Annotated in this window: 16 protein-coding genes and 1 pseudogene; 6 read left to right on the top strand and 11 right to left on the bottom strand. The window is 73.1% G+C overall.

Annotated features, from left to right (window positions below; translation table 11 throughout):
- Positions 1-334: 334 nt before the first annotated feature.
- From IPL61_38040 to IPL61_38025, 4 genes are read right to left on the bottom strand one after another with little or no spacing between them, the layout of a single operon-like run.
- The gene (locus IPL61_38040) at positions 335-964 is read right to left on the bottom strand and encodes a hypothetical protein (protein MBK9036993.1); all 630 of its coding nucleotides are present in this window, start codon (positions 962-964) and stop codon (positions 335-337) included.
- Entirely contained in the window at positions 951-1964 is a 1014-nt protein-coding gene (locus IPL61_38035) for an esterase (GenBank protein MBK9036992.1), read from the bottom strand. Before IPL61_38035 ends, IPL61_38040 begins: the two co-directional genes overlap by 14 nt.
- Positions 1964-3037 carry a hypothetical protein gene (locus IPL61_38030; protein ID MBK9036991.1) on the bottom strand — a complete coding sequence of 358 codons (1074 nt, stop codon included), beginning with the start codon at positions 3035-3037 and terminating at the stop codon, positions 1964-1966. The genes IPL61_38035 and IPL61_38030 overlap by 1 nt, the downstream gene beginning before the upstream one ends.
- Positions 3038-3081: 44 nt before the next feature.
- Complete coding sequence (locus IPL61_38025; protein ID MBK9036990.1) at positions 3082-4446, bottom strand: carotenoid oxygenase family protein; 1365 nt, start codon at positions 4444-4446, stop codon at positions 3082-3084.
- A 164-nt stretch (positions 4447-4610) separates the two neighbouring features.
- Between IPL61_38025 and IPL61_38020 the strand changes: the two genes are divergently transcribed.
- Positions 4611-5255 (top strand): TetR/AcrR family transcriptional regulator, encoded by a 645-nt coding sequence (locus IPL61_38020; protein MBK9036989.1) that lies wholly within the window; start codon positions 4611-4613, stop codon positions 5253-5255.
- A gap of 239 nt (positions 5256-5494) precedes the next feature.
- The gene (locus IPL61_38015; GenBank protein ID MBK9036988.1) at positions 5495-6103 is read left to right on the top strand and encodes a hypothetical protein; all 609 of its coding nucleotides are present in this window, start codon (positions 5495-5497) and stop codon (positions 6101-6103) included.
- Between the two features lie 90 nt (positions 6104-6193).
- On the opposite strand, the gene IPL61_38010 is transcribed toward IPL61_38015, so the two are convergent.
- Positions 6194-7771 carry a hypothetical protein gene (locus tag IPL61_38010; protein MBK9036987.1) on the bottom strand — a complete coding sequence of 526 codons (1578 nt, stop codon included), beginning with the start codon at positions 7769-7771 and terminating at the stop codon, positions 6194-6196.
- A 375-nt stretch (positions 7772-8146) separates the two neighbouring features.
- Between IPL61_38010 and IPL61_38005 the strand changes: the two genes are divergently transcribed.
- Positions 8147-8785: an NAD(P)-binding domain-containing protein gene (locus IPL61_38005; GenBank protein MBK9036986.1), complete on the top strand. Its 639-nt coding sequence runs from the start codon at positions 8147-8149 to the stop codon at positions 8783-8785.
- Between the two features lie 58 nt (positions 8786-8843).
- Positions 8844-9725: pseudogene (locus tag IPL61_38000) on the top strand (serine/threonine protein kinase).
- Here the strand turns inward: IPL61_38000 and IPL61_37995 are convergent.
- A complete protein-coding gene (locus IPL61_37995) occupies positions 9701-10066 on the bottom strand; it encodes a hypothetical protein (protein ID MBK9036985.1) in 366 nt (121 codons plus the stop codon). The pseudogene IPL61_38000 and the gene IPL61_37995 overlap by 25 nt on opposite strands.
- Before the next feature lie 494 nt (positions 10067-10560).
- Between IPL61_37995 and IPL61_37990 the strand changes: the two genes are divergently transcribed.
- Both IPL61_37990 and IPL61_37985 read left to right on the top strand, forming a co-directional pair.
- Positions 10561-11478: a DUF2381 family protein gene (locus IPL61_37990; protein ID MBK9036984.1), complete on the top strand. Its 918-nt coding sequence runs from the start codon at positions 10561-10563 to the stop codon at positions 11476-11478.
- Positions 11475-12125, top strand: a complete 651-nt coding sequence (locus tag IPL61_37985; GenBank protein ID MBK9036983.1) for a hypothetical protein — start codon at positions 11475-11477, stop codon at positions 12123-12125. Before IPL61_37990 ends, IPL61_37985 begins: the two co-directional genes overlap by 4 nt.
- 76 nt (positions 12126-12201) lie before the next feature.
- On the opposite strand, the gene IPL61_37980 is transcribed toward IPL61_37985, so the two are convergent.
- From IPL61_37980 to IPL61_37960, 5 genes are all read right to left on the bottom strand, one after another.
- The gene (locus tag IPL61_37980) at positions 12202-13527 is read right to left on the bottom strand and encodes a hypothetical protein (GenBank protein ID MBK9036982.1); all 1326 of its coding nucleotides are present in this window, start codon (positions 13525-13527) and stop codon (positions 12202-12204) included.
- Between the two features lie 35 nt (positions 13528-13562).
- On the bottom strand, positions 13563-13985 hold the full coding sequence (locus tag IPL61_37975) for a hypothetical protein (protein MBK9036981.1): 423 nt from the start codon (positions 13983-13985) through the stop codon (positions 13563-13565).
- Positions 13982-19780 (bottom strand): hypothetical protein, encoded by a 5799-nt coding sequence (locus IPL61_37970; GenBank protein ID MBK9036980.1) that lies wholly within the window; start codon positions 19778-19780, stop codon positions 13982-13984. Before IPL61_37970 ends, IPL61_37975 begins: the two co-directional genes overlap by 4 nt.
- Positions 19781-20059: 279 nt before the next feature.
- Complete coding sequence (locus IPL61_37965; protein MBK9036979.1) at positions 20060-20461, bottom strand: hypothetical protein; 402 nt, start codon at positions 20459-20461, stop codon at positions 20060-20062.
- A 100-nt stretch (positions 20462-20561) separates the two neighbouring features.
- Positions 20562-26786 (bottom strand): Ig-like domain repeat protein, encoded by a 6225-nt coding sequence (locus IPL61_37960; GenBank protein MBK9036978.1) that lies wholly within the window; start codon positions 26784-26786, stop codon positions 20562-20564.
- Between the last annotated feature and the right edge of the window lie 120 nt (positions 26787-26906).

Below are 26906 nucleotides of genomic sequence, written 5' to 3'. Positions count from 1 at the left end.
TCGAGCCAGTCCTTCAGCATCGCCACCGGCACGTCGGGGCCGGCGAACGTCACCGCCACCCAGCCGCTCTTGCCGAGGCCGTAGGCGGCCGGCTTGGCCCCCGGCACCATCAGCGCCAGCGCGTTCGAGCGCGGCAGCTTGCACGAGATCGCCAGCGGCTCGCCCTCGACGCTCAGGTACGCGAAGGTCTTGTCGTCGACCGCGAGGTCGGCGTGGCCGGGCCACGGGCTCTTCGTGTGGGCGCCGGGGTAGGCCAGGCCGAACGCGCGCAGCTCGCGCAGCGCGGCGTCGGTGGGGGGGCGTGGTGCGCGGGCCATGCCGCGATGGTACCGCGCTACCAGCGCCGGCCGACCGCGACGCCGAGCTGCGCGACCGCGCCGCGCACCGGCACGTCGCCGGCCGCGGTCACGTGCAGCGACAGCTCGGGCACGACGGTCCACGCGCCGGCGAACGTGCGCGCGGCGCTGGCGAAGCCGCCGACGAGCAGGCCCTGGGACCAGCCGCCGCCGGCGGGCACGAACACGCCGCCGGTGGCGATCGGCCCGACGGTGAACGCCCAGCGCCGCGACGTGCGCCGGGTCGCCAGCGCGGTCAGGCGCACGTGGCCGTAGACCGCGTCGGTCGAGCCGGCGCCGGCGCGCGTGCGCTCGCCGCCGATCGCCGCGGCCACCGCCCACTGCCACGGGCCGCCGCGCCGCAGCCGGCGCTGGACGCCGAGCTCGACGCCTGGCACGTAGAGCTTCACGGTCGCGTCGGTCTCGGGCGCGATGCCGCGGCGGACGGCCAGCTCGACGTGGACCGCCGGCGTGCGCGAGTCCTGGTCGCGGTCGCGGAACCCGCCGACGTCGACGGCCACGTCGACCTGGGTGCGGCCGCACCCGATCGGCTCCGCGGTGCGGTAGGTCGACAGCGAGCCGCACCCGGCGCTCGCGGCCGCGACGACGACCAGGCTACGGCGCCACATGTGCGGTGAAGAAGTCGAGGATGGTGTCGTTGTCGAGGTCGTGGCCGACGCGGCCGATGCGATCCTCGCCGAGGTACGGCCAGCCGCCGGGCCAGGTGTGGCCGCCGCCGTCCTGGCGGAACAGCTCGGTCGCGACCGCGCACCCGTCCCAGACCCGGTGGACCACGGTGACCCCGTCGGTGGGATCGCGATCGGGCACGGCGGTGTCGACGAAGGTCGCGGCGCAGCCGTTGCGGACGCGCCAGCCCTCCATCGTCGCGGCGACCGAGGTCTTGCGGCCGCCGTCGCCGATGCACGCGGCCGAGCCGCCGTCGTACTGCCAGCACGGATCCTCGGTGCCGTGGATCTGCGCCACCGCGGTCGCGCGCCCGCACGCGCCGCCGCTGTCGGCGAACTGGTTGGCGCCGGCGACCGGCGCGATCGCCGCCAGCGCCTGCGGCAGCTCGCACGCCAGCCGGTGCGAGATCGCGCCGCCGTTGGAGATGCCGGTCGCGTAGCGGCGGCGCGGATCGATCGGCAGCGCCGCGCCGACCTCGGCCAGCACGTCGCCGACGTAGGCGACGTCGTCGACGCCGCTCGCGCAGGCCGCCCCGCTGGTGCAGTCCCAGCCGTCGCTGCCGCCGCCGGCGTTCCAGGTGCGGACGCCGCGCAGCGGCCGGCCGCCGGTGCCGTCGGGCACGACCACGACGAAGCCGCGGGCGGTGGCGCGCGCGGCCAGGCACGCCGGGCTGGCGAGCTCACCCTCGGGGCAGGTGGTGCGGTCGGCGCCGGCGCGGTTGCCGCCGCCGCCGTGGAACAAGAGCACGAGCGGCAGCGGCGTCACGCCGTCCCAGCCGGCCGGCACGTGGACGTCGAACGCCCGATCGGTCCAGCCCGGCGTCACGCACGCGCGCGCGGCGCCCGCGCCCAGGGATCCCGGGCCGCAGCGTTCGGTGACGTCGAGGCACGCCGGCGCCAGCGCGGCGAGCGCCAGCCCGAGCGGCCGCAGCCCGGGCCGCATCAGTTGGGCAGGCCGCCCGGGTTGTTGTGGTCCCAGCGCAGCGTGAACATGTCGCACGGGCCCTCGTGCAGATCCTCGCCGTTGGCCCCGGTGCCGACCAGCAGCCCGTCGCCCTGGTGGACGCTGCCGTCGAAGGCCATGTCGCTGTCGACGAACAGCGCGAACTCGCACATCTCCTGATCGCCGATGCCCCACTGCACCTCCTGGTTGGTGGGGTTCATGAACGAGCACGAGAACCGGAGCCCGGTGGCGCCGGCGGCGGCGACGTCGATCGGCGGCGAGAACGCCTTGCCCGAGACCTCGCCGAAGCCGCTGGTGTGCAGGATCACCTCGCCGTCGCGGGGGCCGCCGACCAGCGCGATCTCGGTCGAGGTGCCGAGCGCGTGGTAGTGCGGCAGCACGTAGTGGATGCGCTCCTTGAGCGGCATGCCGATCTCGGCCTGGTAGTGCTGCGCCAGCTCGCACGTGGTCGAGACCGTCGACGCCCGGCCGGCCGCGAGGTGCAGATCGAAGTAGGTCGCGCGCGACGGCACCAGCTTGACGCGCACGTCCTCGGGCGGCAGCGTGTGGACCGAGATCGCCATCTCGCTCGCGAGCGTGGTGTCGCCGACGTTGAGCAGGTGGGTCGAGCCGATGATCCGGCTGTAGGGCGGGATCCGGATCGCGGCGCCGTCCTTGAAGGTCTGATCCTCGTCGGAGACCTGGGTCGACTGGGCGAACAGGAACCCGCCGGCGACCGCGGCGACCAGCTCGTCGAAGCCGACCGCGTTGCAGTCCCAGCTGCCGTCGGGCTGCTGGTAGAGCGTGTCGGGCACGAAGAACCAGTTGGAGTGGTGGTAGCCGCCGCCGTTGCGCATGGTCACGCTGTCGACCCAGATCTCCTCGGGGTTGTCGAGCGTCCAGCTCTGGCACAGCCCGCTGATCTCCTGGCCTGGCTCGATCATCGTGGTCGACAGCGTCCGCGCCAGCACGCAGGTGTCGTGGGACGGATCGCACGGCCCGGGATCGTCGCCGCCACAGGCAGCGAGCAACGTGGTCGAGAGGGCGAGGGCCAGGGACGCGCGGACGAGCATCCGGCCACGCTATCACCGCCCGGCGGGCGGGGACCTGTCTTTCCTTACGCCGCGCCGGGAGCGGGCAGCCACGAGCCGTGGAACGTGATCGGCACCGGGTGATCGAACCAGGCCCGCGCGATCGGGCCGTCCTCGAGGCGGACGCCGTCGAGGACCGCGAGGTACGACGCGTCGGCGCGGCCGTCGTAGACCAGCGCGACGACCCAGCCGTCGTCCTCGGCGGTGGCGCCGGGCCGCGGCACGAACACCGGCTCGGACACCGCCTCGTGGGCGGCGAACCGGTGCCGGCGGACCCGGCCGTCGGCGTGGTGGGCCACGACCTCGCGCAGCCCGCCCGAGACCAGCCAGGTGACGCCGTGGGCCTGGCCCTCGCGGTCCGGGTGGATGCGCGGGAACTCGACGTCCTCGTCGAGCAGCGCCGCGCTCTCGAACCGGCGGGCGCCGGGCGTGATCACCGCGCGGTGCAGGCGACCGCGGTCGAGGCCGGTGCCGGTGGCGCCGTCGGCGAGGCCGCCGAAGCTGTCGAAGTTCGGGTACCGGACGTAGTCGACGACCAGCTCGTCGCCGCGCTCGAACGCGTTGGCGAAGTGCCACTGGTAGAACGCGTCGACGGTGAAGCGCGTGACCTGGGTCGGCTGGTCGATCGGCATGACGATCACCTCGGTGCCGAGCTCGGGCCGCCAGCCGAACAGCCGGTCGAAGCCGCCGAGCTGCAGCAGCATGCGCGGCACGTTGACCGCCGCCGGCGACAACAGCCACACCAGGTGGCGCTCGGTCGCGATGAAGTCGTGCAGCATCGGCGCGAAGCCCAGCTCGACCTCGCCGACCCGGCGCGCGGCCCCGACGTCGGGCAGCTCGTAGGCGACGATCCGGGTGCGGCGGCCGTACTCGACGCCGAAGTTGAACATGGTCGCGCGCGCGGCGACCCGGTGCGGGTGCGCCGCCAGCGCCGAGCCGACGACGCCGCCGAGGTCGGTCTCGCCGATCGTGCGGACGTCGGCGTCGGTGAGCGCCAGCTCGGTCGGCCGCGCCGCCTCCATCAGCGCCAGCAGCCGGCCCTGCCACGGCACGACGTGGGTGTTGGCGGTGTTCTTGCGGCGCCCGCGCATGGCGTTCGCGAACCGGCGCGGCCACCCCAGCCCGGTGCCGTACAGCACCTTGCCGGCGGCGCGCTCGGCGGTCAGCCCGGCCGACGCGGTCAGCCGGCACGCCCCGTGGGCGCCGGCGCCGTCGAGGCGGACCGCGGTGATCAGGCCGTCGCCCTCGAAGCTGTGGGCGTAGCGCCGGCCGAACTGCCCGAACAGCCCGGGGCCGTTGCGGACCAGCGTGCCGCGCAGCTCGGGCGGGAGCGCGCCGTCGACGCGCAGCGGCGCGAAGCCGTGCTCGCGGGCGAGCGAGCGGGTGAACATGCGGGTGGCGAGGGCGGCCCGATCGGGGTCGGGCGCGGACGAGGAGGGTGGGACCGGCGCGACGACCGGCGGCGGGGCGGCGGGGGCGGCTGATGTGAGCATCGATTACATGTCTAGCCGCTCGCGGCCTTGACCGCAAGCGCGAAAGTAAGCACTGTTTACTCGTGGCCGCGAAGTCCGGAAGAGCGCAGGCCCGCGGGCCGCGGCCGCGGGTGCGGCCCAAGCCGGCGGCCGCGTACCACCACGGCGACCTCGGCCGCGCGCTGATCGACGCGGCGCTGGTGGCGATCGCCAAGGACGGGCTCGAGGGCCTGAACCTGCGCGACCTGGCGCGCCAGCTCGGCGTGTCGCCGGCGGCGCCGTACCGTCACTTCGCCGACAAGGACGCGCTGGTGCGCGCGGTCGCCGGCGACATCGCCGCGCGCTACGCCGCCGAGCTGGCCGAGGCCGCGGCCGAGGCGCCGCCGGATCCGCTGTCGCAGTTCCGCGCCACCGGCATCGCCGCGGTCCGGTTCGCCGTGCGCCACCCCGCGCACTTCCGCGTGGTCTACAGCCGCGGCCTGCACGAGCACCAGCCGGCCGACGCCGATCCGACGCGCGCGGCGCTGGCGGCGGCGCAGGCCGCGGGCGTCATCGCGCCGATCCCGATCGACCTGGTGCTCCTGACCGCGCAGTGCGCCATCTACGGCCTGTCGCGCCTGATCGTCGACGGCCAGCTCCCCGGCGGTGCGGCGACGGCGGCCGAGGCCGACGCGATGGCGCGCGCGGTCACCGACGTGCTCGGCCTCGGGTTCCTGCCGCGGCCGTGATCGCCGTCCTCGGTCGGCCCGTCGGCGGCGCGCCTCGGTCGTCTGGCTCGGCGATGGCGGGGGCGCGGCGGATTGGTCGCGGCGTCGGCCCGTCGCGTCGCGCCACGGTCGTCTGGCTCGGCGATGGCGGGGGGCGCGGCGGATTGGTCGCGGCGGCGACGGAAATCTGAGGTGGCCGCACGTATCTGCGCGGGGTCGCCGCGGCGCGTCCCGGCACAGGGCTTGATGGTCTCAACGCCATGACCAAGCGCATCCTGTGTCCGATCCTGGCGGCGACCCTCCTCGTGGCCTGCGGCGGCGACGACGAGCGGGTGCCCATCGACGCGGCCCCGACCGTCGACGCGACCGCCACGCCGATCGACGCAGCGCCGGACGCGCCCTCGGGCACCGTCTGCGGCGGCCTGGCCGGCGCCGCCTGCGGCCCCACCGAGTACTGCGACTTCGCGGGCAACACCTGCGGGTCCACCGACGAGACCGGCGTGTGCGCGCCGCGGCCGGTCGGCTGTCCCGACCTGCTGATCGCGATCCCCACGTGCGGCTGCGACGGGGTCGTCTACAGCAGCCCGTGTGACGCGCTCGCGGCCGGCGCCGATCTGGACGCGTCCGGCTCGTGCCCGGTGCCGGCCGGCGCCTTCGCCTGTGGCTACGCCCAGTGCGATCTGCGGACCGGCTACTGCCGCCACGATCTGTCCGACGTCGTCGGCGAGCCCGACACGTTCACGTGCGTCGCGGTGCCGTCGTGCCCGTCGGAGTTCCCGACCTGCGCCTGCCTGGCCGGCGAGCCGTGCGGCGACGCCTGCACCGGCGTCGGCGCCACCGGCCTGACGCTGACCTGCCCCGGCGGCTGACCCCGTCGCGGGACCCGCGCTCGCGTCGTCGCGCGCGAGCGTGTCGGACAGCTCGGACAGCTCGGCCAGCGCCGTGGCCGGGCGCCCGGCTCAGTTCGGGCTGCCGACGGCGCTGCCGCCGATCGTCAGGCCCTCGGCGGCCGCGGCGCGCAGGGCGTCGTCGCCGAGATCGAGCGCGTCGGCCGCGCGCGCGGTCGGCGTGGCGCTGCAGCGGGCGTTGATGAACGCCTCGAGCACGGCCCGGCGGTGGGGCAGGAACACCTGGGTCAGCGCCGGCGACAGCCGGTGGTTCTCGTCGATGTGGGTGAACTCGAGGCTCGGCGGCCAGACCATGCCGCCGCCGAGGGGGACGTTGTTCGACTGCTGGTGGCAGCCGGCGCAGGTCTGGGTGGTGGCGCGGTTGAGGACGTCGAACGTGCTGAGCGACGAGCCGAGCGCGCGCAGGCGGGCGTCGACGTCGGTGGTCATCGGCGGGATCGCGAAGTTGTTGTAGACGACCTGGTTGGTCGACGACACGCTCTCGAACTCGTCGAACTGCTCGGCCGGCGCCAGCGACAGCATCGCGGCGCTGGTCACGGTCAGCCGCGGGACCTGGGCCAGGAACTGCGAGCGGAACGAGGCGCTGCGCGCGTGCTGGCCGCTGAACAGCTCCTCGGCCGGGTTGACCTTGACGCGCACGTGCTCGAACGTCAGGCGGCACGTCGACGGCGTGCCCGAGTCGGTGCAGGTGCGGCGGAGCTTGAACTCCCGCAGCTGCCACTCGAGCGAGTCGATGAAGAAGTTGGTGCGGATCTGCCCGGCGCCGTGGGCCGCGGTGGCGCCCAGCGCCAGGCCGTAGCTCTGCGCGGCGACGACCGGCGGGAACCCGGGCACCGCGGTGCCGGTGAAGTAGAACGCCTCGAGCTTCGCGGCCCGGCTCGTCGGCGACGGATCGACCGACAGCGCCTGCCAGAACCGCGCGACCGGCAGGCACGCGCCGATGCCGTCCTCGGGCCGCGGGTTGGGCAGGATGCCCTCGAAGATGATCAGCGCGCGGCCGGCGATGGTCGGCACCCGCGACTGCATCGCGTAGACGATCCGGTACTCGCCGCAGTTGCTGCCGTCGGCCGGCGCCAGGTCGAAGCGATCGAAGAGCCCCAGCGGCAGGAACTCGACGCCGCTGCCGGGCAGGAACGGATCGGCGCTCGCCAGCTTGGCCTCGACCCGCGGGCACGCGAGCCCGTAGTGGTCGGGATCGACCGACGGGTCGTCGCAGTCGCCGCTGGCGGGCGACGCGTCGAACGTGCGCATCCACGCCTGGAACAGCGAGCGCGAGGTCTGGCCGCCGATGCTGGCGGTGGTGCGGATCTGATCGACGACCCGCGCGAACCCGAAGCGCGCGAGGATCGCCGGATCGTTGACCACCAGCGACGGGTTCGTCAGCGTGCCGCTGACCGGGCAGGTCTCGATCGGGCGGCCGTCGGGCGGCGGCGCGTCGGGCGTGTCGATCTCGCGGCCGTCGGGCGGCGGATCGACCGGGATGACGCCCGGATCGCACGCGCCGAGCAGCAGGGCGGCGCCGATCGAGAGCGCAGCGCGGACGGACGGGCGCAGCGCGGCGCGGACGGAGGTGACCGGCGCGGAGCGGGGAGCTGATGACAGCGCGGGGCGGGGGGCGGTGGTGCGCACGGGCGGGCCTCGGGAGCGGTGGGGGCGACAGGATCACGCGATCAGTGGCGGACGGGAAGCAGATCCGTCGAGGACAAGGACCGGACGTGGCCTCGGTCGCACGGTGTCGGAAACCTGATGCCCTGTGTCTGTCGTGACGCGCTGGCGCGCGGGACCGCCTCGTCGAGGATCGCGGCGCCGGACCCGATCGGCCCGCCGGGTCGACGAAAATCTGACGGTGGCGGGGCTCGGGCGAGCGTGGCGCGCCCGTGGTCGCGCGGCCGATCACCGCGGCGCGGTGAGGCGCTGCCCGCGCGCGTGCCAGCGCCGAGGCCGCGTGCGGCCTGACCGTTCGGGCGGGTGACGGCGCGCGCGCGGACGGGTACGGTCGCCGCCATGAAGATCGCAGTGCTCGGTTCTGGAACCGTCGGTGAGGTGCTCGCCAACGGCTTCCTCAAGCATGGTCACGACGTGGTCCGCGCCTCGCGCGATCCGTCCAAGCTCGCGGCGTGGGCGCAGCAGGCCGGGGCGCGCGCCGCCACGTTCGCCGAGGCCGCCGCCGGCGCCGAGGTCGTGGTGCTCGCGGTCAAGGGCGGCGCCGCCGGCGAGGCGATCGCGCTGGCCGGCCTCGACAACCTCGCCGGCAAGGTCGTCATCGACGCGACCAACCCGATCGCCGACGCGCCGCCCCAGGACGGCGTGATCAAGTTCTTCACCAACCTCGACGAGTCGCTGATGGAGCGGCTCCAGGCCCAGGCCCCGGCCGCGCGGTTCGTCAAGGCGTTCTCGTGCGTCGGCAACGCGTTCATGGTGAACCCGACGTTCGCGGGCGGCCCGCCGAGCATGTTCATCTGCGGCAACGACGCCGACGCCAAGGCCACGGTCCGCACGATCCTCACCCAGTTCGGCTGGGACACCGAGGACATGGGCACCGCCGTGGCGGCCCGGGCGATCGAGCCGCTGTGCATGCTGTGGTGCATCCCGGGCATGCGCGGCGGCGGCTGGAACCACGCGTTCAAGCTGATCCGGACCTGAGGTCGCCGCGGAAGCCACCCAAAGGCCCGACCTCCTGCCCCTTCCATCGCCGCGTGCGATGCCGTACGCTCGAGACCAGGTGTCGACGCTCATTGGCAACCCTGGGGGAGCCCCTGCTGGCGGTGGGGGCGTGCGGTTGGGGAAATACGTCCTGGACGCGCCGCTGGGGATGGGCGGGATGGCGGAGGTGTTCCGGGCGCACACGGTGGGCGCGGAGGGCTTCGAGCGGCCGGTGGCGATCAAGCGGGTGTTGCCGGACGCGTCGCGGAACCCGGCGTTCGCGCAGATGTTCGTGAGCGAGGCGAAGCTGTCGTCGCGGATGCAGCACGCGAACATCGTCAGCGTGCTCGACTTCGACCGCGATCACGAGGGCCGGCTGTACCTGGTGATGGAGCTGGTGGAGGGCCGCGACCTCGACGGCATCATCGACTCGGGGCGGCTGCCGTTCTCGATCGTCATCTACACGGTGACCGAGGTGCTGCGCGGCCTGGGCTACGCGCACGACCTGCCGGCGGGCGCCGACGGCGTGCGGGGGCTGGTGCACCGCGATATCTCGCCGCACAACGTGCTGTGCTCGTGGTCGGGCGCGGTGAAGGTGAGCGACTTCGGCATCGCCAAGGCGCGGGCGGCGACGGCGGCGAGCGCGTCGGTGACCATCAAGGGCAAGCCGGCGTACATGAGCCCGGAGCAGATCAACGGCGCACCGCTCGACGGGCGCAGCGACCTGTTCGCGGTGGGCATCATGATGTGGCAGATGCTGACGGGCCAGTACCTGTTCGCGTCGGGCACGACGGCCGAGACCCTGGCGCGGGTGCTGTTCTCGAACGTGCTGCCGCCGAGCCAGGTGGCGCCTGACGTCCCGCCGGATCTCGAGGCGGTGACGATGAAGCTGCTCGCCAAGGATCCGGCGCAGCGCTACCAGACGGCCGAGGACGCGGTCGAGGACCTGCTGCACTGCCAGCACGCGCCGCGCGACGGCCGCCGCGAGCTCGAGAGCCTGATGGTCCAGCGGTTCCCGGGCAAGGCGCCGGTGCGCACCGGCCAGCGCTCGCGCATGGACGCGGTGGCGCAGGGCACGCCGACGGGCAGCGAGGTGCCGGGCCGCTGGACGCCCGAGCAGGCGGCGGCGATGTCCGCGCCGACGCGCACCGCCGGGCCGGCGCCGGGCGTGGCGATGGCGCCGACCGTGGCGGGACATGGCGCGGCCCAGGTCGCGCGACCGAAGCGCACCGGGCTGATCGTCGGGGCCGTGGGCGGCGTGGTGGCGCTGGGCGCGGTCATCGCGCTGGTGGCAGGCGGCGGCGGCGGCGGGGCGCCGAGCGCGCCGACGAGCCCGGGTGCCGCTGCGGCGACGACGATCGACGCGGGGATGCCGACGGTCGATGCGAGCCCGGCTGGCGAACCGAGCGCCACCGCGACCGGCGCAGACGCGGGCGCCGCCGCACCGACGGTGAGCGATGCGGGCGCCACGACCGCGGTGATCGACGCGGCCCCGCCGGTCGATGCGGCGCCGCCGACCGATGCGCGAGGCCGCCGCCCGGGCCGAGGCAGCGGGAGCGGCTCGGCAGCTCCAGCTCGATCAACGAGATCAAGATCCCGGGGCAGTAGGCCGATCAACGAGATTCAGATCCAGCGGCAATCGCTCGGTCAACGAGATCAAGAGCCCAGGGCAGTCGCTCGATCAACGAGATTCAGATCCCGGGGCCGTCGCACATCCAGGGGCGCAACCGCCGCGTCGCGCGGTCGATACCTGGGCCAACCTCATGGAGTACGCCATGCACGATCGTCGCTGGGGGCGCCGCCTCCTTCCTGTGTTCGCCATCGCCGCGGGCCTGGCCGTGGCCACGCCGGTGGCCGTCGCCCAGAACAGCGGCCAGGCCCGGACCATCCTGGTCGACGAGGGCGGCTCGTACGAGGTCCTGGTCCACCCCGACTTCGTGACGGTCGTGTACCTGCCCGACAAGATCGACAAGGCCCTGGCCTCGGACACCGTCAGCTACGAGGTCAAGCCGATCGGCGCGACCAGCCTGGCGATCCGGCCGCTCAAGCCCGACGCCAAGCCGGCCAACCTGGCGCTGTCGACCGCGTCGATGAAGGTGACCGTGGTGCTGCGGCTGGCGGCCGACCGCGACGCGGCGATGACCCAGGTGACGTTCAAGCGCGCCGACGTCGAGGCCGAGCTGGAGCGCCGCATCGCCGAGAAGGTCACGGCGCGCACGGCCGAGCTCGAGGCCAAGATCGCCGCGATGCAGGCGGCCATGGACGCCGAGCTGCCCAAGCTGGCCGACGGCCTGATCGCCGCGCGCATCCTGCAGCGGCGCGAGGTGCGCAAGCTCGACGCGATCGAGCGCAACGACGCCAACGTCGTGGTCGAGACCAAGGACGTGCTCTACCTCGGCGACGACGCGTTCGTGGTGTTCGAGATCGAGAACCGCAACAAGGCGCCGTACCGCCTGGCCACCGTCGCGATGCAGGACGGCGCCCGCGACGTCGCCGGCGTGGTGCGCTTCACCAGCGACGCGGCCGAGACCGCCGGCGCCGGGGTGCTCGGCGTGGTCCGCCCCGGCGGCCGCGGCAAGGGCGTGGTCGTCGTGCGCCGCGCGACCGATCTCAACGGCAAGCGGCTCACGCTGGTGGTCAGCGAGCCCGGTGGCCGCGGCAAGGTCGCCGTCGATCGGATCGTGCTGCGATGAGGCCGCTGGTCGCGCTCGCCGCCGTCGGCGCGATCGTCGGCGCCGCCGCGGGCGCGCGCGCCGATCGCCGCGAGGCGTCGGTCCATGTCCACGCGCTCGGCGGCCTGCTCAGCCTCGGGGACGCCGCGTCGACCGACGCCGGCAGCGGCGCCCTCGGCGGCCTCGCCGCCCGCGCGAGCTTCGCCACCGCCAACAGCTACCAGTACGACGCCCAGCTCACGCTCGGCTACGGCCGCGCGTCGTTCGACCGTGGCGCCTTCATGCTCGGCGGCAGCACCCCCGTCGAGGCGCCGTTCACCGTCGCCGCCCAGGCCGCCCGCCTCGACGGCGGCGTCACGCTCCGCCTCGGCGTCCAGTGGATCCCCACCGTGCGCGTCGCCGTCGGCGTCCAGGGCGTCCGCCGCGCCAGCCCCGTCGTGACCTTCGGCGGCCTCGACTACAGCGGCGAGGCCGAGACCGGCCAGGCCGCCTCGCTCGCGCTCAACCTCGTCGGCTCCGCCACCCTCGGCCTCGACTACCGCGTCAACCGCCGCCTGATCGTCGGCGCCGCCGCCGCCGCGACCGCCTCGGTCCCCGGCGTCGGCGAGCCCTGGCGCGAGGCCGGCGTCACCGTGCACGCGGCGTACTACTGGTATCCGCGGTGGTAGCGGGGCGCGGGCGCGGACGTCGCGGACCGCTGTTTGGCGAAGTAGTAGTGAAATCGCTGAGAGTTGGTCTGCCCCTTCACACCGTCACCGCGCGCAGCGTTGCGACCAGGACGTCGAACGGCAGCGGCGCGCCGCCGAACAACGCGGCCTCGAGAATGTTGCCGAGGCTGGCGGGCCCGGTCCACGGCTGGCGCGTGCGGACGGCCTGGCGGAACTCGCGCCAGGACTCGTCCCAGCGCAGGTTCTGCGGTGCGATCCAGGGATGGCCGCCGGTGATCATGTACCAGAGCGTCATCGCCAGGCCGGTGGCGTCGTCAGAGGTCGCGAACTCGGCGATGAACGGGCGGGGCGGAAACAAGATCGCCTCGCCGCCGTAGTACTGCGATAGGACCGCCGGGCCGCGGTGCGCGATCTGGGTGAGTTCCGCGCCGCCGGCGGCCTCACGCACGTAGATCAGCTCGGGGCGGATGCCGCCGAGCTGGTGCCCGCGGGCGTGGGCCCGCTGCGCGACCGCCGCGACCTCGAGGGCCAGCGCCAACGCGGCGCGCGGTGCCAGCCTCCCCGCTTGCACAACGGCGTCGAGGTCGCGCCCCTCCGGTATCGCCTCGACCACGCCGAGCGCGGCGTACCCGTTGTAGCGGTAGTCGAGGAGTTCGCCCTCGCGGATCCGTGGTGCGATCTGGGGATCCGTGAAGTCGAGGACCGGGTGGACCTCCGGCTTCCAGCCCTTGCTGGTGGCCGTCGTCGCCAGGCCGCGCCGCCAGCTACCACTCTCGCGATCGATCGTGATGAACCGGCCCTGCCACTGGTTCTGCACCAGCGTCTCGATGATGCGCGGCCCGTCGGCGCCGATGGTGCCGCCGCAGGGGAACGGCTCGCCGGCCAGCTCCGGGGCCGGGAACCGGTGGGGGCGGGGCAGGTCCACCGGCTCCGCGCCGGCGCGCTGCTCGCGCTTGCCCACCGCGACACCGAGGTCGACGCACTCGTACGTCCGCGACACCACGAGTCGACCACGCCCGTCACGCTCCTCCTCCGTGAACGGCATCTGTGCCTTGTCGAAGCCCCACGTTCGCACCGCCCGCACGCGGCCCTCGCCATCACACTCGTGCGTCGTCACGCGCCGGTCACCCAGCGCGCTGCGATCGATCACCCAGAATGGCTCGTCGCCGTAACGCTCCTCGTGCCCGGCAAGTAGCGCGGGCGTGACCTGCTCCGCGTACCAGCACACGCGCCGAGCGCCACGCCGCGAACGCCACACACCCGTCACCGGCAGATCTCCGTCGTACTCGACGGTGATCGACCGCGGCAGCCAGTCGACCGCTTCCCCGGGCACCTCCTCGCGCTTGCGCAGCGCAGCGCTGGTGAAGAAGCGAACAAAGGACTTTGGCGCGTTTCCTGTCATCGGATTAATTGGCGAGGAAGTCCGTTATAAGGAGTTCACGCAATCGGTCGCGGCGATATCAACACACGCTCGAAACTCTCCAGCGGTATGCGCTCCGGCTGATCCATCAAGAGGGGCAGCAGGACGTTTTCTTCGACCCACCGCTCATCGAATTCATGCTCGTAGCGCGTGACGTATGCGAAGAGCAGGCCAAGGCGCTCGCCGCCAGAAAGCAAATCGGCGAGCGCCGCCTCGATGCTGTCGGCATCTGAATAGTACGTGGTGCCGGAGAATCGGAGCACCAAGACGTCCAGTCCCACGGGGCTGGGCTTCAAGAGGAGCCGACCACCCGCAACGCTGGGAACATCCCACGCGGCAACGCCTTGGACGGCCTGGAAGCGTCCAGACAAAGCAGCGGCAAGGTCAGCATCAGTGTGCGCGCCGTTGAGTACGCACACGGCAGCCATCGACATGGTCATCGTCTCACCTCCGGAAGCCTAACGCGACGCCCGTCGACGCGTATCCCCATTCCCTCGAGCGCTACCGCCACGTCGGTGCTCACGCCCTTGGCAAACGAATATCGCACCTGGGCGATACCGTGCTCAGCGGCGGCTGCCAGAAGTCGCTCTGCCTGCGGGCGCACCTCATCAAGCCAAGCTGGGTCGCTAGTCGAGAACGGCACCTTGTTCTTCACTTCTGACCAAGTATCCTTCGCCTTGTTGATATTGTCGACGTCGACCTCGCCACCCGAGAATCGGATCTTCACATTGACGGCGCTCGCCTCTTGGGCGGCCGCGTCTTCCACCTCAGCGCGAATCCCGCCGAGGTTATTCTGGAGCCCAACGATCCGTGCGTCGGTTGCTTCGAGGCGCCCTTCTTCCAGCCGACGAAGCTGTTCCTCTTCTCCGCGCAATCGCCGCCGCCAGTCGTTGCTTCCGCGGAGCGCCGGGTCGGTAACGCCGCCAGAAAGTTCCTCGCGCAACGCATCAGCCTGTGTGCGAAGCGCCAGCAGGCGCTGCGTCGCCTCACCAAACGGGGCGCCGGTACGCGACGCCGCCGCACGCGCTGCAACCGACGCGAGCAGCGCGCCCTCGACCCCGTCCCTACTTCGCGCCATGCCCGCAAGCGCCTTGCGGGCACGTTCGATGCCGTGGCGTTCCACGAGGAGATCAAACTCCGCGCGTGCTGCCTCGCTCTCGAGGCCCCGCCGTTGCTCGGCAACGTCCGATGGCAGGGCAAGCGGTGGCCCCACCCCGGACGCACTGGTCTCGTTGTCAGGCTTTGCGTCCGTTTCCGGCGATACCCTCGTGGCGGGCTGTTCGGGGGAACCGTCCGTTGCGTCGTGGACGTCGAGAGGCTTCGGCAGAGTTGGAGACGAATCCGTTTCCTGGAGTGTTGACGCAAGGCCGGCGGCTGGCTCAGGGGACCGCGAGTGTGCCTCAGTGTCGCCATCAGGTGGCGTAGCCGCCTCCGTCTTGGCCGCTTCCGCGACAGGTTGGCCCCCGCGCAGAACAGGCACATTGGGCGCATCGAACTCGAGGTGCCCGTCTTGGCCGTGGGGAATCACCCCATCGATGGTTCCGTGCCAGAACGCTTCGCCGTTCGCTTCGAGTCGCGCATTCGCACGGTAGCGCATCGCGCCATCGCTGATCTGCGTTCCGATAAAGGTCGCGTTCTCGAGGACCAAGGTTACCGGAGGACGTCCCGAGGGCCGGTCGGACGCGAGAACGACCGACGAACCACCGGCGTGCTCGTAAGGGAGCGCAATGTCGTGACGTTGCACCCGCTTCGTAGCGAGGAAGGCAATGTCCGCTGGCGACGAGAAGAACAACGCGGCATCCAGGCTCCTCGCCTTGTCTGGCTTGGCGATCATTGTCTTCACGTCGAGGACCCGGTTGCCCTGAGCGTTGACGCGAAATCGATCCCGGGGGTGCGAGTGCCCGATCGGCTCGACGCCCTCGACGACGCTCCAGTCGACGGTCGAGTGCTCGCCGGCGATGAGGACGTATTTGTTGCCTACCTTGCCCAGGCCCCACTCGCGGCTGGCCGGGTCGAACTTGCCCTCGCGGTGGAAGCCGACCTCGGCCAACGCGCTCGGGTCGCCGCGCATCAGGCGCTGCATCAGCTTGAGGCCGGTGTCGTGGCTGGCAACGTAGCCGACCACCTCGTTGTAGCCCGGCTCTCCCCGCGCGATGGCAGCGGCGTTCTCGGCCAGCCCCTCGGGCGCCCGGGGGTCGCGATTCGGGCTCGTTCGCGGCAGCGGCGCTTGCTCGTCGGCGTCCCCGCCGCGGGTGGCGTGGGTGCGGGCCGTCGCCGCAGCGGCGGCGTAGGCGGGCCCCCGATCCGGCTTCGCCGCGGCGGGCCGGTCCGGCGTGCCGTCGCCCGTCGCGCGGTGGATCGAGTCCTGGGCGAAGTCGCGGATCTGCCCGCTGGCGCGGTTGGCCTCGCGGAGGGCCTTGACGATCTGAGCGCGGCGCTTTTCGTCGCTGTGGTCGACGGCCTCGACCATCTCGTGGTTCAAGAGCCGCGTCTGGTCGCTGAGGAGCTGGACGTAGTGCTCGAGCACGTCGGCGCTGTGGCCGGCGCCCTTGCCGGCGGCGAGCTCGCGCGACTGGCGCGCCAGGCTCGTGGCGCGCTGGTGGAGCTTGGCGCCGGCGCCGGTGGCAGCGAGGTCGAGCGCTTCGAGCGAGTGCGCGATGGCCGCCACGTTGCGGGTCATGTGCTTGCCGACCGCGATCATCGCGCCCTGCATGAGCCACTCGGCGACGGTCTGGTCGGACGGGGGATTGCTGGCGCGACCGACCATCCTGCTGAGCGCGTGATCGACCGCCGCCGCCATGACCATCTCGGCGCCGAGCGTCGCGGCGGCCTTGGCCATCGCCGCGCCCTTGCGCGCGGCGAGTCGGAGCTGGCGCACCTCAGCGACCGCGTCGGCCCCGGCCTGCTCGGCGTGGCGAACCGTGGCGAGCGCGCCGACCAGGCGCTCGAGCGCCGCGCTGGTCCCGATGTTCACGACGACCAGCGACGCCAGCGACGAGTCGTCGCCCTGGAGGTACTTCTGCCCGAGCGCGTTCACGACGCCCTCCGCGGCCAGCCCGGCGGCCCCGCCGATGCGGGCCGCCAGCGTCTCGGCGCGCAGCAGGGTGCCGGCCTGCTCGGCGAGGGCGAGCTGGCGGGCGGTGCCCGCGGCCTCCATCGCGGCGGCCGCGCGCTCCGCGTTGGCGCCGGCGCGCGCCACGACGATGCCGCGCGCCATACCGCTCGTCGCGGCAGCGGCCATGTTCCCGACCATCGTCATCGCGATCAGCTCCGCCAGCATCGCGATCGTGTCGATGATCTGCGCGTCCTCGAGCTTGCTCCGCGCCTCGTCGAGCGTGGCCTGGTAGTGGCCGTCGCGCAGCGCGGCCTTGAGCTGCGCCTCGGCGGCGTCGGCCGCCGCCGTCCGGAGCGCGTGGCCCTTGTCCGGACTGGCGGCGTTGCCCGCCTTGGCGCGCGCCGCGCGGGTGGAGCGCTCGACCTCCGCGAGCGCCGCGACCAGCGCGTCGCACTTGGGCACCACGCCCGCCAGGATGTGCTTCTGCAGCAACCACAGTGGCACACCGCGCGTCGGGTGGAGCGCCTGCAAGTCGGCCGCGGCGCCGCGCACCTTCTTCGCCATCTGGTCGAGCACCTCGAGTCGGTGATCGAACGCCTGCTCCCGAGCGTCGAGCGCCAGATCGTCGAGGGCGGCCGCGGAGACCACGCCGCCGGCGGCGATCTGCTCCTCGTACCGCTCGCGCCGCGCGATCAGCGCGCGCTGCTCCCCGACGGCCGCGCGGCCTTCCTTGGCGTCGAGGTCGCCGACCTGGCCGGCCGCGTCGTTGCCACCCTCGATGTAGGCGGCGGCCACGTCGAGCTTGAGGCGACGCCGCATCCGGCGCGCCCGCTCGAGCGCCGCCGCGCTGTGGCCGGGCGGAAGACACGACTGCCCGAGGACCTCGGCGTACGCGTTGACGGTCGCGGCCCAGGTCACGGTGGGCGGTTCGTTGAAGACGGCGGCGAGCTCCGCGCTGACCGTGGCGGCGAGCTGCTCCTGGAGCCGGATCGCGCTGGCCAGCCGCGTCGCGGCCGCCGCGTCCTCGCCACCATCGAGCTCGGTCAGCCAGTGCCGGGTCGTCTCGATCGCCGGCATGATCGGCTTGGCGAAGATGTACACGCCGGGCACCTGCCCCTGACCATGCTCGATCATCGACCGAGCCGCTTCCAGCATCGCCAGGTTCTCGCGCGCGACCGCCGCCAGGCTGGTCCGCTCGTCCTGCGTGTCGGGCGCATCGGTCGCCTGGTTGGCGCGGGCCGCGTCCCAGACGCGCCCGACCGACTGTGCCAGCGATCTCAACTCGGCGTTACCACCGCCGTAGCGGTCCACGAGCCGGTGTTGCGCTGCCTCGACCTTGGCGCGGGCCGCGTCCAGCTCCCTCACCTCGGCACGATCTTGCCGTGCGTGATCGTGCAGCGTGTCGGCGAGCTCATCGAGCGAGTTGCGCAGCGCGTGGATCTCCTTCGGTGGGACCTGGAGCCCCGCCGGGCCACGCTGCGGGAGCGCCAGCGCCCGGATCACCTGGTCGGCGTTCTCGGCCACCCGCTGGGCGGCGCCGGAAACGGTCGGCTCCGCGGCCGTCGGCTCCGCGGCCTTGTCCTTGGCGAGCGCTGGCTTCGCCGCCAGCGCGGGATCGACGCGCACGAGATCGTCGACCATCACCCGCGCCACGAGCCGATCGATGGCGACCACCGGGCTCAGGTGGGGGTACGCGACCGCGAGGCTGGGGCGAAGCCCGTGGCTCTCGGCGGCGTCGCGGCCATTGCTGTCATGGGCGGCGACGTAGCGCTCGCCAAGGCGGGTGACCGACTCGCTGACGGCGCGGTGGAACCCCGCGGCGATGCCGGTGCCGATGCCGTCGACCCAGCCAGCCCCGCCGCGCTGGCCCGCGGACAGGTCGGTGCTCTCCGGCGGGGCGGCGCCGGCCATGACGTCGCCGTAGGTGCGCGGGGTGGGGGCCTTGCGGTGGGCATCGACGACGGACCACACGTCGACCCCGACCCGCGCGAGGATCTGCGGCAGCGCATAGAACGGATCGCCGCCGTGGACCTCGGTGATGAGTCGCACGGCCTCGGCGCCGACGCCGCGGTCGGAGTCGACGTAGCGAAGGCGCTCGGGCAGCGGGTAGCGCTTGTCGGCGAGGAAGCGGGCGATCGCGGGGAGCACGCGCTCGGTGAGGTGACCGCGCAGGTACACCCGCGACGTGACCGTCTGGCCGTCGCGCGCAGCCGCGGCCAGCGCCGCGTCGACCCGCGCCTCGGCGGCTTCGCTGTGGGGGCCCTGGTCCCGGGCACGCTCGGCGTCGTCGTCGCCGGCGGGCCGCGACAGATCGATGTGCCGGGTGGGGCGCGACAGCCCGCCGCCGCTCGCCGCGGCGCTCGCCAGCTCGTCAGCCTCCAGCTCCGCGGCCTCGCGGCCGGCGTCTTGCTCGGCGGGCAGCTGCGCCTGCGCCTGGTGGAGGTACTCGTGGAGCACGACCTGCTTGCCGGCTGACGTGGTCGCGTCGACATCGGGGTGGATCGCCACGCGGTCGCCGTGCGCGACGCCGCGCGCGCCGTGAGCCTCGGTCGCGGCGCGGCCGGCAGGGCCGGTGTCGAGCGTCGGCGCGACGCCGAGCTGCGCGCCGAGGTCGGCGGCGACCGCGCGCACGGGATCGGGGCGGCCCTCCGGCGCCGATGCTCCGCCGGCGCCGTCAGCGCCCGGATCCAGCTGCGCGAGCCACGCGGCCTTCTCGGCGTCCTCCGCGCCGGTGCCGAGGAGGTCGCCGAGGCCGATGCCCGGCGCCGGCGCGCGCGCAAGCAACGGCGCAACGCGATCCGCCACTGCAGACGCGCGCTGCTCGAGTGCCTCCAGCGCCTCCACCGCCTCCACCGCCTCCACCGCCTCCACCGCCTCCACCGCCGCGGCGGTGCGACGAGCCTCGTGCACGGTCGATCCGAGGCCCGCGCGCAGCATCGTGACTGACTGCGCCTGCCAGCGCGTGCCGTAGAAGTCCCGCGCCTCGATCGCCGCGGCGAGGCCGTCGGCCAGCTCCTCGAGCGCGTTCACCGATCGCTCCGCGCGTTCCAGCGTGACCGTCGCGAGTTCCTTGCCGTCAACCGGGGCCGCCCCGGCGATCTCCGCGGTACGGGTGCGGCCGCCCGGCTCGCGATCGTCGGCCGGCGCGGCCCGCCGAGCGCCGTCGTAGCCGACAGTCACGGTGGCCTCCGGATGAGGGAGCGAGCGGCGCGGCAACGCGGCGTCATGAACAGGCTATCGACCGGGCCGCAGGCCGGTTGCGCATTCCGGGCTGAAATCGTCGTCGAGCACCAGACGCCCGCCACGGCACCGCGAGCGGTGACTCGCGCCACACCGTCGCCTCGATCCCGCTCGCGTCCAGGTTCCTTGCTCTCGGAGCCGGGGGCGATGTCGCGACCTGCCCGCGGCCGCCGGATCCCCGGACGGGAGGCGGTACCTTCGGCGGATGTCGCGGTGGGCTCACTGCGCGGGCATGAGGCAGACTGCTTCGGCGTGGACGGTGGCCGCGCCGGCGTTGTAGTTCTGCCAAACACAGGTCCAAGCATTGGGTTCGGCAGTAGACGCCCCAGCCTTGACGAGCGCCAGCTGCGGCGGCGTCCCCGGCATGTTCTCGAAGTCGCACCAACCCGAGAGCAGCGTTGCCCCGGCGGGGCAGGTCGCGATTCCGCCGCCGATGCCATTGGCTGGCAGGTTGCCGTCGGCACTCCGGATCCTCGCGATGCGACCGGAGATCGGGGGCTCTGCCGAGGGACAATCACAAACCGCCGCATCTGCCTCAGTAGGCGAATCATCGCTGCAAGCCACGATCAAAACGCCAGCGAATGCGGCGCCAGCGAGCAGAGCAACGAGCGTCTTCATCATGGGGGTGTCTCCGATGAGTTCCAAGTGGAGGGGGTGAGGGTTGCGTTTGTTACGGCGGGGCCTTCAAACGAAGTGGCGGTGCTGGCCAGTGACGCGGCGTTCAAGGACACGAAGTCAAGTCGCACCCCGCGCTCGCCAGATACCTGACCGCCTGGAACCGGCGCGTCTGGGTGCAGGTGATGGTTTCATTCCCGGGGTCGCCGGCGATGGGCGTGTACGAGAAGGTCATGCAGGTCCGGTCGATGCCGTCGCCGGTCGCGGTGAACGGGACCAGGGTCGGCAGGCCCGTATACGATATCGAGCGCATCACCGGCGCGATCGGACCCGCGCCATTGAACCAGTAGCTGGTCGTGGCCTCGGCGTAGCCCGACGTCGTCGACGCGTACCGGGCGTCGCGCAGCTCACGGATTCCGACGACGACGTTGTAGGTTGTGTTGGCGGCGTTGCCAGGCAGCTCGACCCGGAAGCGCGTGCACTCACCGCCCATCGCCGGGTCACAGCCAGGCGCGACCGACTCGACCGCCGGGAGCAGCCCCGAGGGGCCCCAGACCCGGACCGCGAGCTGAGGCGTGTAGGTCATGGGCGCGCCGGCGTGGACCTCGGTCGGGGTCGCGGGGCTGCCGGTGAGCTGCTGCGAGCACACGCCGGTGCTGGATGGCGTGTTGGTGGTCCCGCAGTTGATGCTGGCCGAGGTCGCCGCGACGCTCGGCGCGCGCAGGAACGACCAGCTCTCCGAGTACGTCCGGCCGCTGCTGGACGGTGCGAACGTCAGGACGACCGGATCGCCGGTGGGGTTGATGACCGGCACGGTCATCAGCCCCGCGCCGGGGTGGCCGCCGTTCAGGAGCTGCGAGATCGCGCTGTTGCTGGTGAGCTGATAGCCCGTCAGCGCGTCGACGCCGGTGCCGCTGGCGACCACGGGCATGCCGGGCCTCACGGGCACGCCGATCGGCTGGTAGTTCATGCACGTGTAGAGGACCGAGGAGTTGCCGAGGGCGTCGACGGCTCGGAGCTCGACGTCGAAGCGGCCCTCGCGGACCTGGCTGACGCCGTCGACGACCGCGCCGAGCGCCGGGACCGGCTGCGTGCTGTCGCGGCGGAGGTCGGTGGTCGCGTCGTAGGTGTCGCCGATGACGTGCGTGCCGGTGAACGGATACAGGATCGTCGCGACTCCCGACGGCACGTGCGTGACCCGCCACTGGAAGTTCACGTTGGTGCCCGCGCCGCCCAGGATCCCAGGGGCGCTCTCGTCCGTGACTTGCCACTTGAACGCCAGGGGGTTGGGCGTGAGGTCGACGGCCTCGGGCACCATCGCGGTGAGGTAGGCGTACTTGGAGATGCTCGGGCAGGTCGCCGGCGGCGTGGCGCTGCCGTTGCCACCGAGCGACACCGGCGTCCCGACGTGGGTGTGCTTCGCCAGGTTGCCCGGGCCCACGAACGCGATCGTGTCGTTGGCCTCGTTGATGAAATCGTTGGCCACCGACGTGATGCGCGGCCCCGTGACGTCCCGCGCGACCCGCTGCGGGGTCGCGGTCTGCGTGACGTTGCCGGCGGCGTCGGTGACCCGCACGGTGACGTCGAAGCCGGTCGAGACCGGAACGGCGGTCGTGAACGTGGCGGTCCAGGACGAGCCGGTGACGGTGCCGCTGCCGACGACGGCCGCGCCGTTGAGCAACGTCACGATCGCGCCGGGGTTGGCCTCGGTCACCGTTCCGGTGAGCGTCGGGAGCGCGGCGGTGGTCCAGAAGGTGCCGTTGGTCACCACGAAGCTCCCCGGCGACGCTACCACCAGCGCGGTCGGCGCCGTGTTGTCGACGGTCACGTTGATGCTCGGCAGCGTCCGCGCGTTCCCCGAGCGGTCGGTGAGGCTGAACGTCGTGACGAGCGGGCCGTCGGCGGCGGTCGCGAACGTCGCGGTGCGGGTGCGGCTGCCGTCGCCCGAGTTCCAGCCCTCGGTGCCGCCGGGCGCCAGCGGGCTGCCGTTGCTCAGCGCCGAGACATTGATCACGGCCGGGGCCTCGAGCGAACCGGCGAGGCCGGTGAGGCCGGACACCTGGAGGTTGTCGGTGCCGTCGACGACGATCGTGAACGGCGTCTTGACGTAGGCGCCGCCCGGGGTCTGGCTCCGGACGGTCAGCACCGGGCTGGTCGAGTCGACCAGGAACCGGCGGCTGGCGGTGGTGCTGTTGCCGGCGCGGTCGGTCGCGGTCACCAGCAGGGTGTGGCCGGCCGGGACGAAGACGCTGTTGCCGGAGTTGAACCCAGGCACGCCATCGAGCGAGGCCGTGGTCGACAGCAGGTTGGTGTCGCTGCCGCTGTAGAAGGCTTGCACCCCGGCCTGGTAGGCGCCGCCATCGACGACGCCGGTCACCGTGATCGTCGGCGCCGTGTTGTCGACCGTGAACAGCCGCGTGACCGCGGTCGCCATGTTGCCGGCGGCGTCGGTCGCGTTGACGACCAGCGCGTAGGCGTTGTCGCCGCTGAACGTGTGCGGGGAGGTGATCGGGTTGCCGTTGAGGGTCGCGGTCGCGGTCGCGCCGGGGTTGGCGTCGCTGGCCGCGAAGGTGATCGTGACCGGGCCCTGGACGTAGCTGCCCTGGGCCGGCGCGGTCAGAGTGATGGTCGGCGGGGTGTTGTCGACGGTAAAGGTCCGCGTCACGGTCGGGGCGGCGTTGCCGGCGCGGTCGACGGCATTGACGACCAGCGTGTGCGCGACCTCGGTGGTGACCTGGTTGCCGCTGAGGAACGGGTCGCCGTCGAGCGTGGCCGTGATGGTCGCGGGCGGGAAGTTGTCGGTCGCGGAGAACGTGAGCGTGACCGGGCCGCGTACGAAGCCGCTGATGGCGGTGACGGTGAGGACCGGCGGCGTGTTGTCGATCGTGAAGGTGCGGGTGACCGTGGCGGCGGCGTTGCCGGCGGCGTCGGTGGCGTTGACGACGAGGGTGTGCGGGCCCTCGGTCGCGACGACCGCGCCGCTGGCGATCGGGTTGCCGTCGAGGGTCGCGGTCGCGGTCGCGCCGGGGTTGGCGTCGCTGGCCGCGAAGGTGATCGTGACCGGGCCCTGGACGTAGCTGCCCTGGGCCGGCGCGGTCAGGGTGATGGTCGGCGGGGTGTTGTCGACGGTAAAGGTCCGCGTCACGGTCGGGGCGGCGTTGCCGGCGCGGTCGACGGCGTTGACGACCAGCGTGTGCGCGCCCTCGGTGTTGACCTGGTTGCCGCTGAGGAACGGGGTGCCGTCGAGCGTGGCGGTGACGGTCGTGGGCGGGTAGTTGTCGGTCGCGGAGAACGTGAGCGTGACGGGGCCGCGCACGAAGCCGCTGATGGCGGTGACGGTGAGGACCGGCGGCGTGTTGTCGATCGTGAAGCTGCGGGTGACCGTGGCGGCGGTGTTGCCGGCGGCGTCGGTGGCGTTGACGACGAGCGTGTGCGGGCCCTCGGTGGACACGACCGCGCCGCTGGCGATCGGGTTGCCGTCGAGGGTCGCGGTCGCGGTGGCGCCGGGGTTGGCGTCGGTCGTGGCGAAGGTGATCGTGACCGGGCCGCGGACGAAGCTGCCGTCGGCGGGGGCGGTGACCGTGATCGTCGGCGCGACGCTGTCGATCGTGAACGAGCGCGTCGCGGTCGTGACCGCGCCGGCGCGGTCGGTCGCGGTGATCGACAGCGTGTGGGGCCCGTCGGCGGTGACCGCGCCGCCGTTGGCGATGGCCGCCGCGTCGACGGTGGCGGTGGCCGCGGCGAGGTTGAGCTCGGTGAGGGTCCAGGACGCGGTCACCGGCGGGCGGTAGAAGCCGCCGGCGGTCGCGGGCCCGGTGATCGCGATCACCGGCGCGGTGTTGTCGATCGTGAGCACGTCGTCGCGGGTGGCTGGGTTGCCGGAGCGATCGACCGCGCGCAGCGAGATCGTGTGCGGGCCGTCGGCGATCGTCGCGGTGTTGACGGTGGCGTGGGCGTCGGCGTCCATCGGGTCGCCGTCGGTGTCGGTCTCGCCGGTGGTGAACACCAGGCTGGGCGGCGGACCGCCGAGGAGGTTGTCGGTCGCGAGCCAGCTGAGCATCAGCGTGCCACGCACGAACGGCGCGGTCGCCGGCAGACCGCTGGTCAGCGTGATGACCGGCGGCTCACGATCGAACGTGTCGCCGTTGTCATCGAACAGGTGCCCGCTGACGGCGCCGACGCACGAGCCGGGCATGGCGTTGCCGCCGCCGGTGGCGATCGCGTCGAGCAGCGGCAGGACCTCGGCGGGGCCGCTGAAGGCGGTGACGTTGCGGGCGCTGTCGCCGAGGTAGGCGACGATGGCCTGGGCGAGCTGCAGGCGCAGCGCCTCGTCGGTGAGCGGCGCGACGCCGCCGTAGGTGAGCGGCGTGGCGCCGGCCTTGCCGTCGAGGCAGCCGTCGGCGAGGTCGCGGCTCCAGATGTTGGTGACCTTCTGGGCGTTGATCGTCGGGCCGAAGGCGCCGGCGTCGCCGCCGCCGGCGGTCGACGCGGTCCACGCGGTGCGCGACAGGCCGAGCAGCACCAGGCCGTAGCGGTCGGCGGCGGTGAGCGTGTCGACCTGCGCGGGCTCGGACGGCACGACGGTGGTGATGCTGGCGATGCCGAGCATCGCCTCGATCGCCTGGTGGGCGGTGGTCCAGCGCGCGGGCAGATCGGCGCCGCCCTGCGTGTTGGTGACCAGCCAGCCGAGGTACGACACCGCCAGCTCGGTGGCGGGCGTGACCACGACGCCGCTGACCGCGCCGCCGTCGGTGAAGGCCGGGACGACGGTGCGCAGGCGGTCGGTGACGTCGAGGCTGACGACCGTGGCCGGCTGGCTGTCCTCGGCGTAGCTGCCGCCGCCGCCGACCTCGATCAGCAGCGGGCCGCTGGTGCCCTCGGCGACCGTGATGCTGTTGAAGCTGCCGTCGATCTCTGTCGGGCCGGTACCGACCAGCGCGCCACGGACCCCGTCGGCGAACGTGTAGATGGAGACGGTCGCCCCGTGCAGACGGCCCTTGATCGCGGTGCCCGAGATCGTGCCGGCGGCGACCGCGTCGATCACGACCTGGCGATCGGCGGTGGCCGGGTTGTCGTCGGTGTCGCGCGCGCTGGCGGTGAAGGTCAGATCGCCCTCGGGCGTGGTCGCGGTGATCGGGAAGCTGCCGACGAAGCGCTCGGGGCTGGGATCGGTGTCGACGACCTGCACCGGGGTCGAGAGGTTGGCGACGACGGTGAGCGACGCGACGCCGAGGGCGTCGGTGGCGGTGACGTCGAGCATGACCGCGCCGCCGGTGAAGACCTGGCCGGCGGCGGGCGCGGCCCAGGTGACGACCGGGCCGGCGGTGTCGAGGGCCTCGGGCAGATCGGCGCCGAACAGCTCGCTCTGGTTCTGCTGCAGGTGCGTGACCCAGGGCAGGACGTCGGCGCGATCGAGCCCGGTCGTCACACCGTCGGGGGTACGCAGCCACGCCAGCACCGCGGCGCCGGTGCGCGCGCGCAGGGTGTCGGTCTCGACCACGCACAAGGCGAGGCAGCCGGGCCCGCCCTGCGCCGTGCAGCCAGCGGGCAGCTCGCAGTTCGGGCCGAGCTCGAGCATCGCGCCGCTGGCGCGACCGACGCCGTCGAGCGTGGCCTCGGCCGAGCTGGCGTCGTCGACGAGCCGATCGACCAGCGCGCGGGTGTTGAGCGCGACCGCGGTCAGGCCCTGCTCGGCGGCGACGGTCGCCGTCAGGCTGGCGAGGCCGCGCAGGAACACCGCGAGCTTGACCGGCTCGGTCAGCGTGGTCGCCGAGGCCAGCGGCGCCGGCACGAGCGTCAGCGGATCGGCCTCGAGGTGCTCGGTGACCAGGGCGTGGGCGCGCGCCACCGCGGCGGTGAGGTCGGGCTCACGCGTCGCGGCCAGGCGCGCCAGGCCGACGGCGGTGATCAGCTCGGACGCCGGGCTGATCGTGACCGCGCGCTTCTCGGCCGGGACGAAGCCAAGCGCCGGCGCGCGCAGCTCGGCGCCCGCGTCGAGGGTCAGCTCGACGCCGGCGTCGCGGGTCTGGCCGCCGCGGGCGCGCACCAGGAAGTCGCCGAACGACTTCTCGACCGCGCAGTCGAACGCGCCGCTGTCGTCGGTGGTGGTCTCGCAGACCAGCGCGCCGACCTGGCCCGCGTCCCAGCGCAGCACCGCGACCTGGGCGCCGCGAACCGGCTCGGACAGCCAGACCGTGCCGGTGACGTGCCCGAGCTCCGCGGTCGGCGGCCCGCCGTCGTCGGAGCAGGTCACAGCGGCGAGCGCGAAGAACGCGAGCGCGCCGCGGGCGAGGCGAGAGGTAGAAGGCGCAGGCGAGCGGTCAGGGGTCATGGACAACCTCGGGTGGTACCGGAGCTATCGGCCAGCGCGTCGAACGGTTGCGCCGGGAGCCACGCGGAAGGGACACGCCGCGCCGCGAGTCGCCAAAGAAGGGTAAATCGGTGACATCGG

The organism is Myxococcales bacterium (assembly GCA_016717005.1).
Classification (GTDB): Bacteria; Myxococcota_A; Polyangia; order Haliangiales; family Haliangiaceae; genus UBA2376.
Note: the sequence above shows the minus strand (reverse complement) of the source record. Positions and strands in the feature narration are given on the sequence as shown.

What these genes read in the sequence shown, in the direction of transcription:
- IPL61_38040 (MBK9036993.1), bottom strand. Translation starts at nt 964, where the DNA reads ATGTGGCGCCGTAGCCTGGTCGTCGTCGCGGCCGCGAGCGCCGGGTGC.
- IPL61_38035 (MBK9036992.1), bottom strand. Translation starts at nt 1,964, where the DNA reads ATGCGGCCCGGGCTGCGGCCGCTCGGGCTGGCGCTCGCCGCGCTGGCG.
- IPL61_38030 (MBK9036991.1), bottom strand. Translation starts at nt 3,037, where the DNA reads ATGCTCGTCCGCGCGTCCCTGGCCCTCGCCCTCTCGACCACGTTGCTC.
- IPL61_38025 (MBK9036990.1), bottom strand. Translation starts at nt 4,446, where the DNA reads ATGTTCACCCGCTCGCTCGCCCGCGAGCACGGCTTCGCGCCGCTGCGC.
- IPL61_38015 (MBK9036988.1), top strand. Translation starts at nt 5,495, where the DNA reads ATGACCAAGCGCATCCTGTGTCCGATCCTGGCGGCGACCCTCCTCGTG.
- IPL61_38005 (MBK9036986.1), top strand. Translation starts at nt 8,147, where the DNA reads ATGAAGATCGCAGTGCTCGGTTCTGGAACCGTCGGTGAGGTGCTCGCC.
- IPL61_37995 (MBK9036985.1), bottom strand. Translation starts at nt 10,066, where the DNA reads ATGACCGCGCCCAGCGCCACCACGCCGCCCACGGCCCCGACGATCAGC.
- IPL61_37990 (MBK9036984.1), top strand. Translation starts at nt 10,561, where the DNA reads ATGCACGATCGTCGCTGGGGGCGCCGCCTCCTTCCTGTGTTCGCCATC.
- IPL61_37985 (MBK9036983.1), top strand. Translation starts at nt 11,475, where the DNA reads ATGAGGCCGCTGGTCGCGCTCGCCGCCGTCGGCGCGATCGTCGGCGCC.
- IPL61_37980 (MBK9036982.1), bottom strand. Translation starts at nt 13,527, where the DNA reads ATGACAGGAAACGCGCCAAAGTCCTTTGTTCGCTTCTTCACCAGCGCT.
- IPL61_37975 (MBK9036981.1), bottom strand. Translation starts at nt 13,985, where the DNA reads ATGACCATGTCGATGGCTGCCGTGTGCGTACTCAACGGCGCGCACACT.
- IPL61_37965 (MBK9036979.1), bottom strand. Translation starts at nt 20,461, where the DNA reads ATGATGAAGACGCTCGTTGCTCTGCTCGCTGGCGCCGCATTCGCTGGC.
- IPL61_37960 (MBK9036978.1), bottom strand. Translation starts at nt 26,786, where the DNA reads ATGACCCCTGACCGCTCGCCTGCGCCTTCTACCTCTCGCCTCGCCCGC.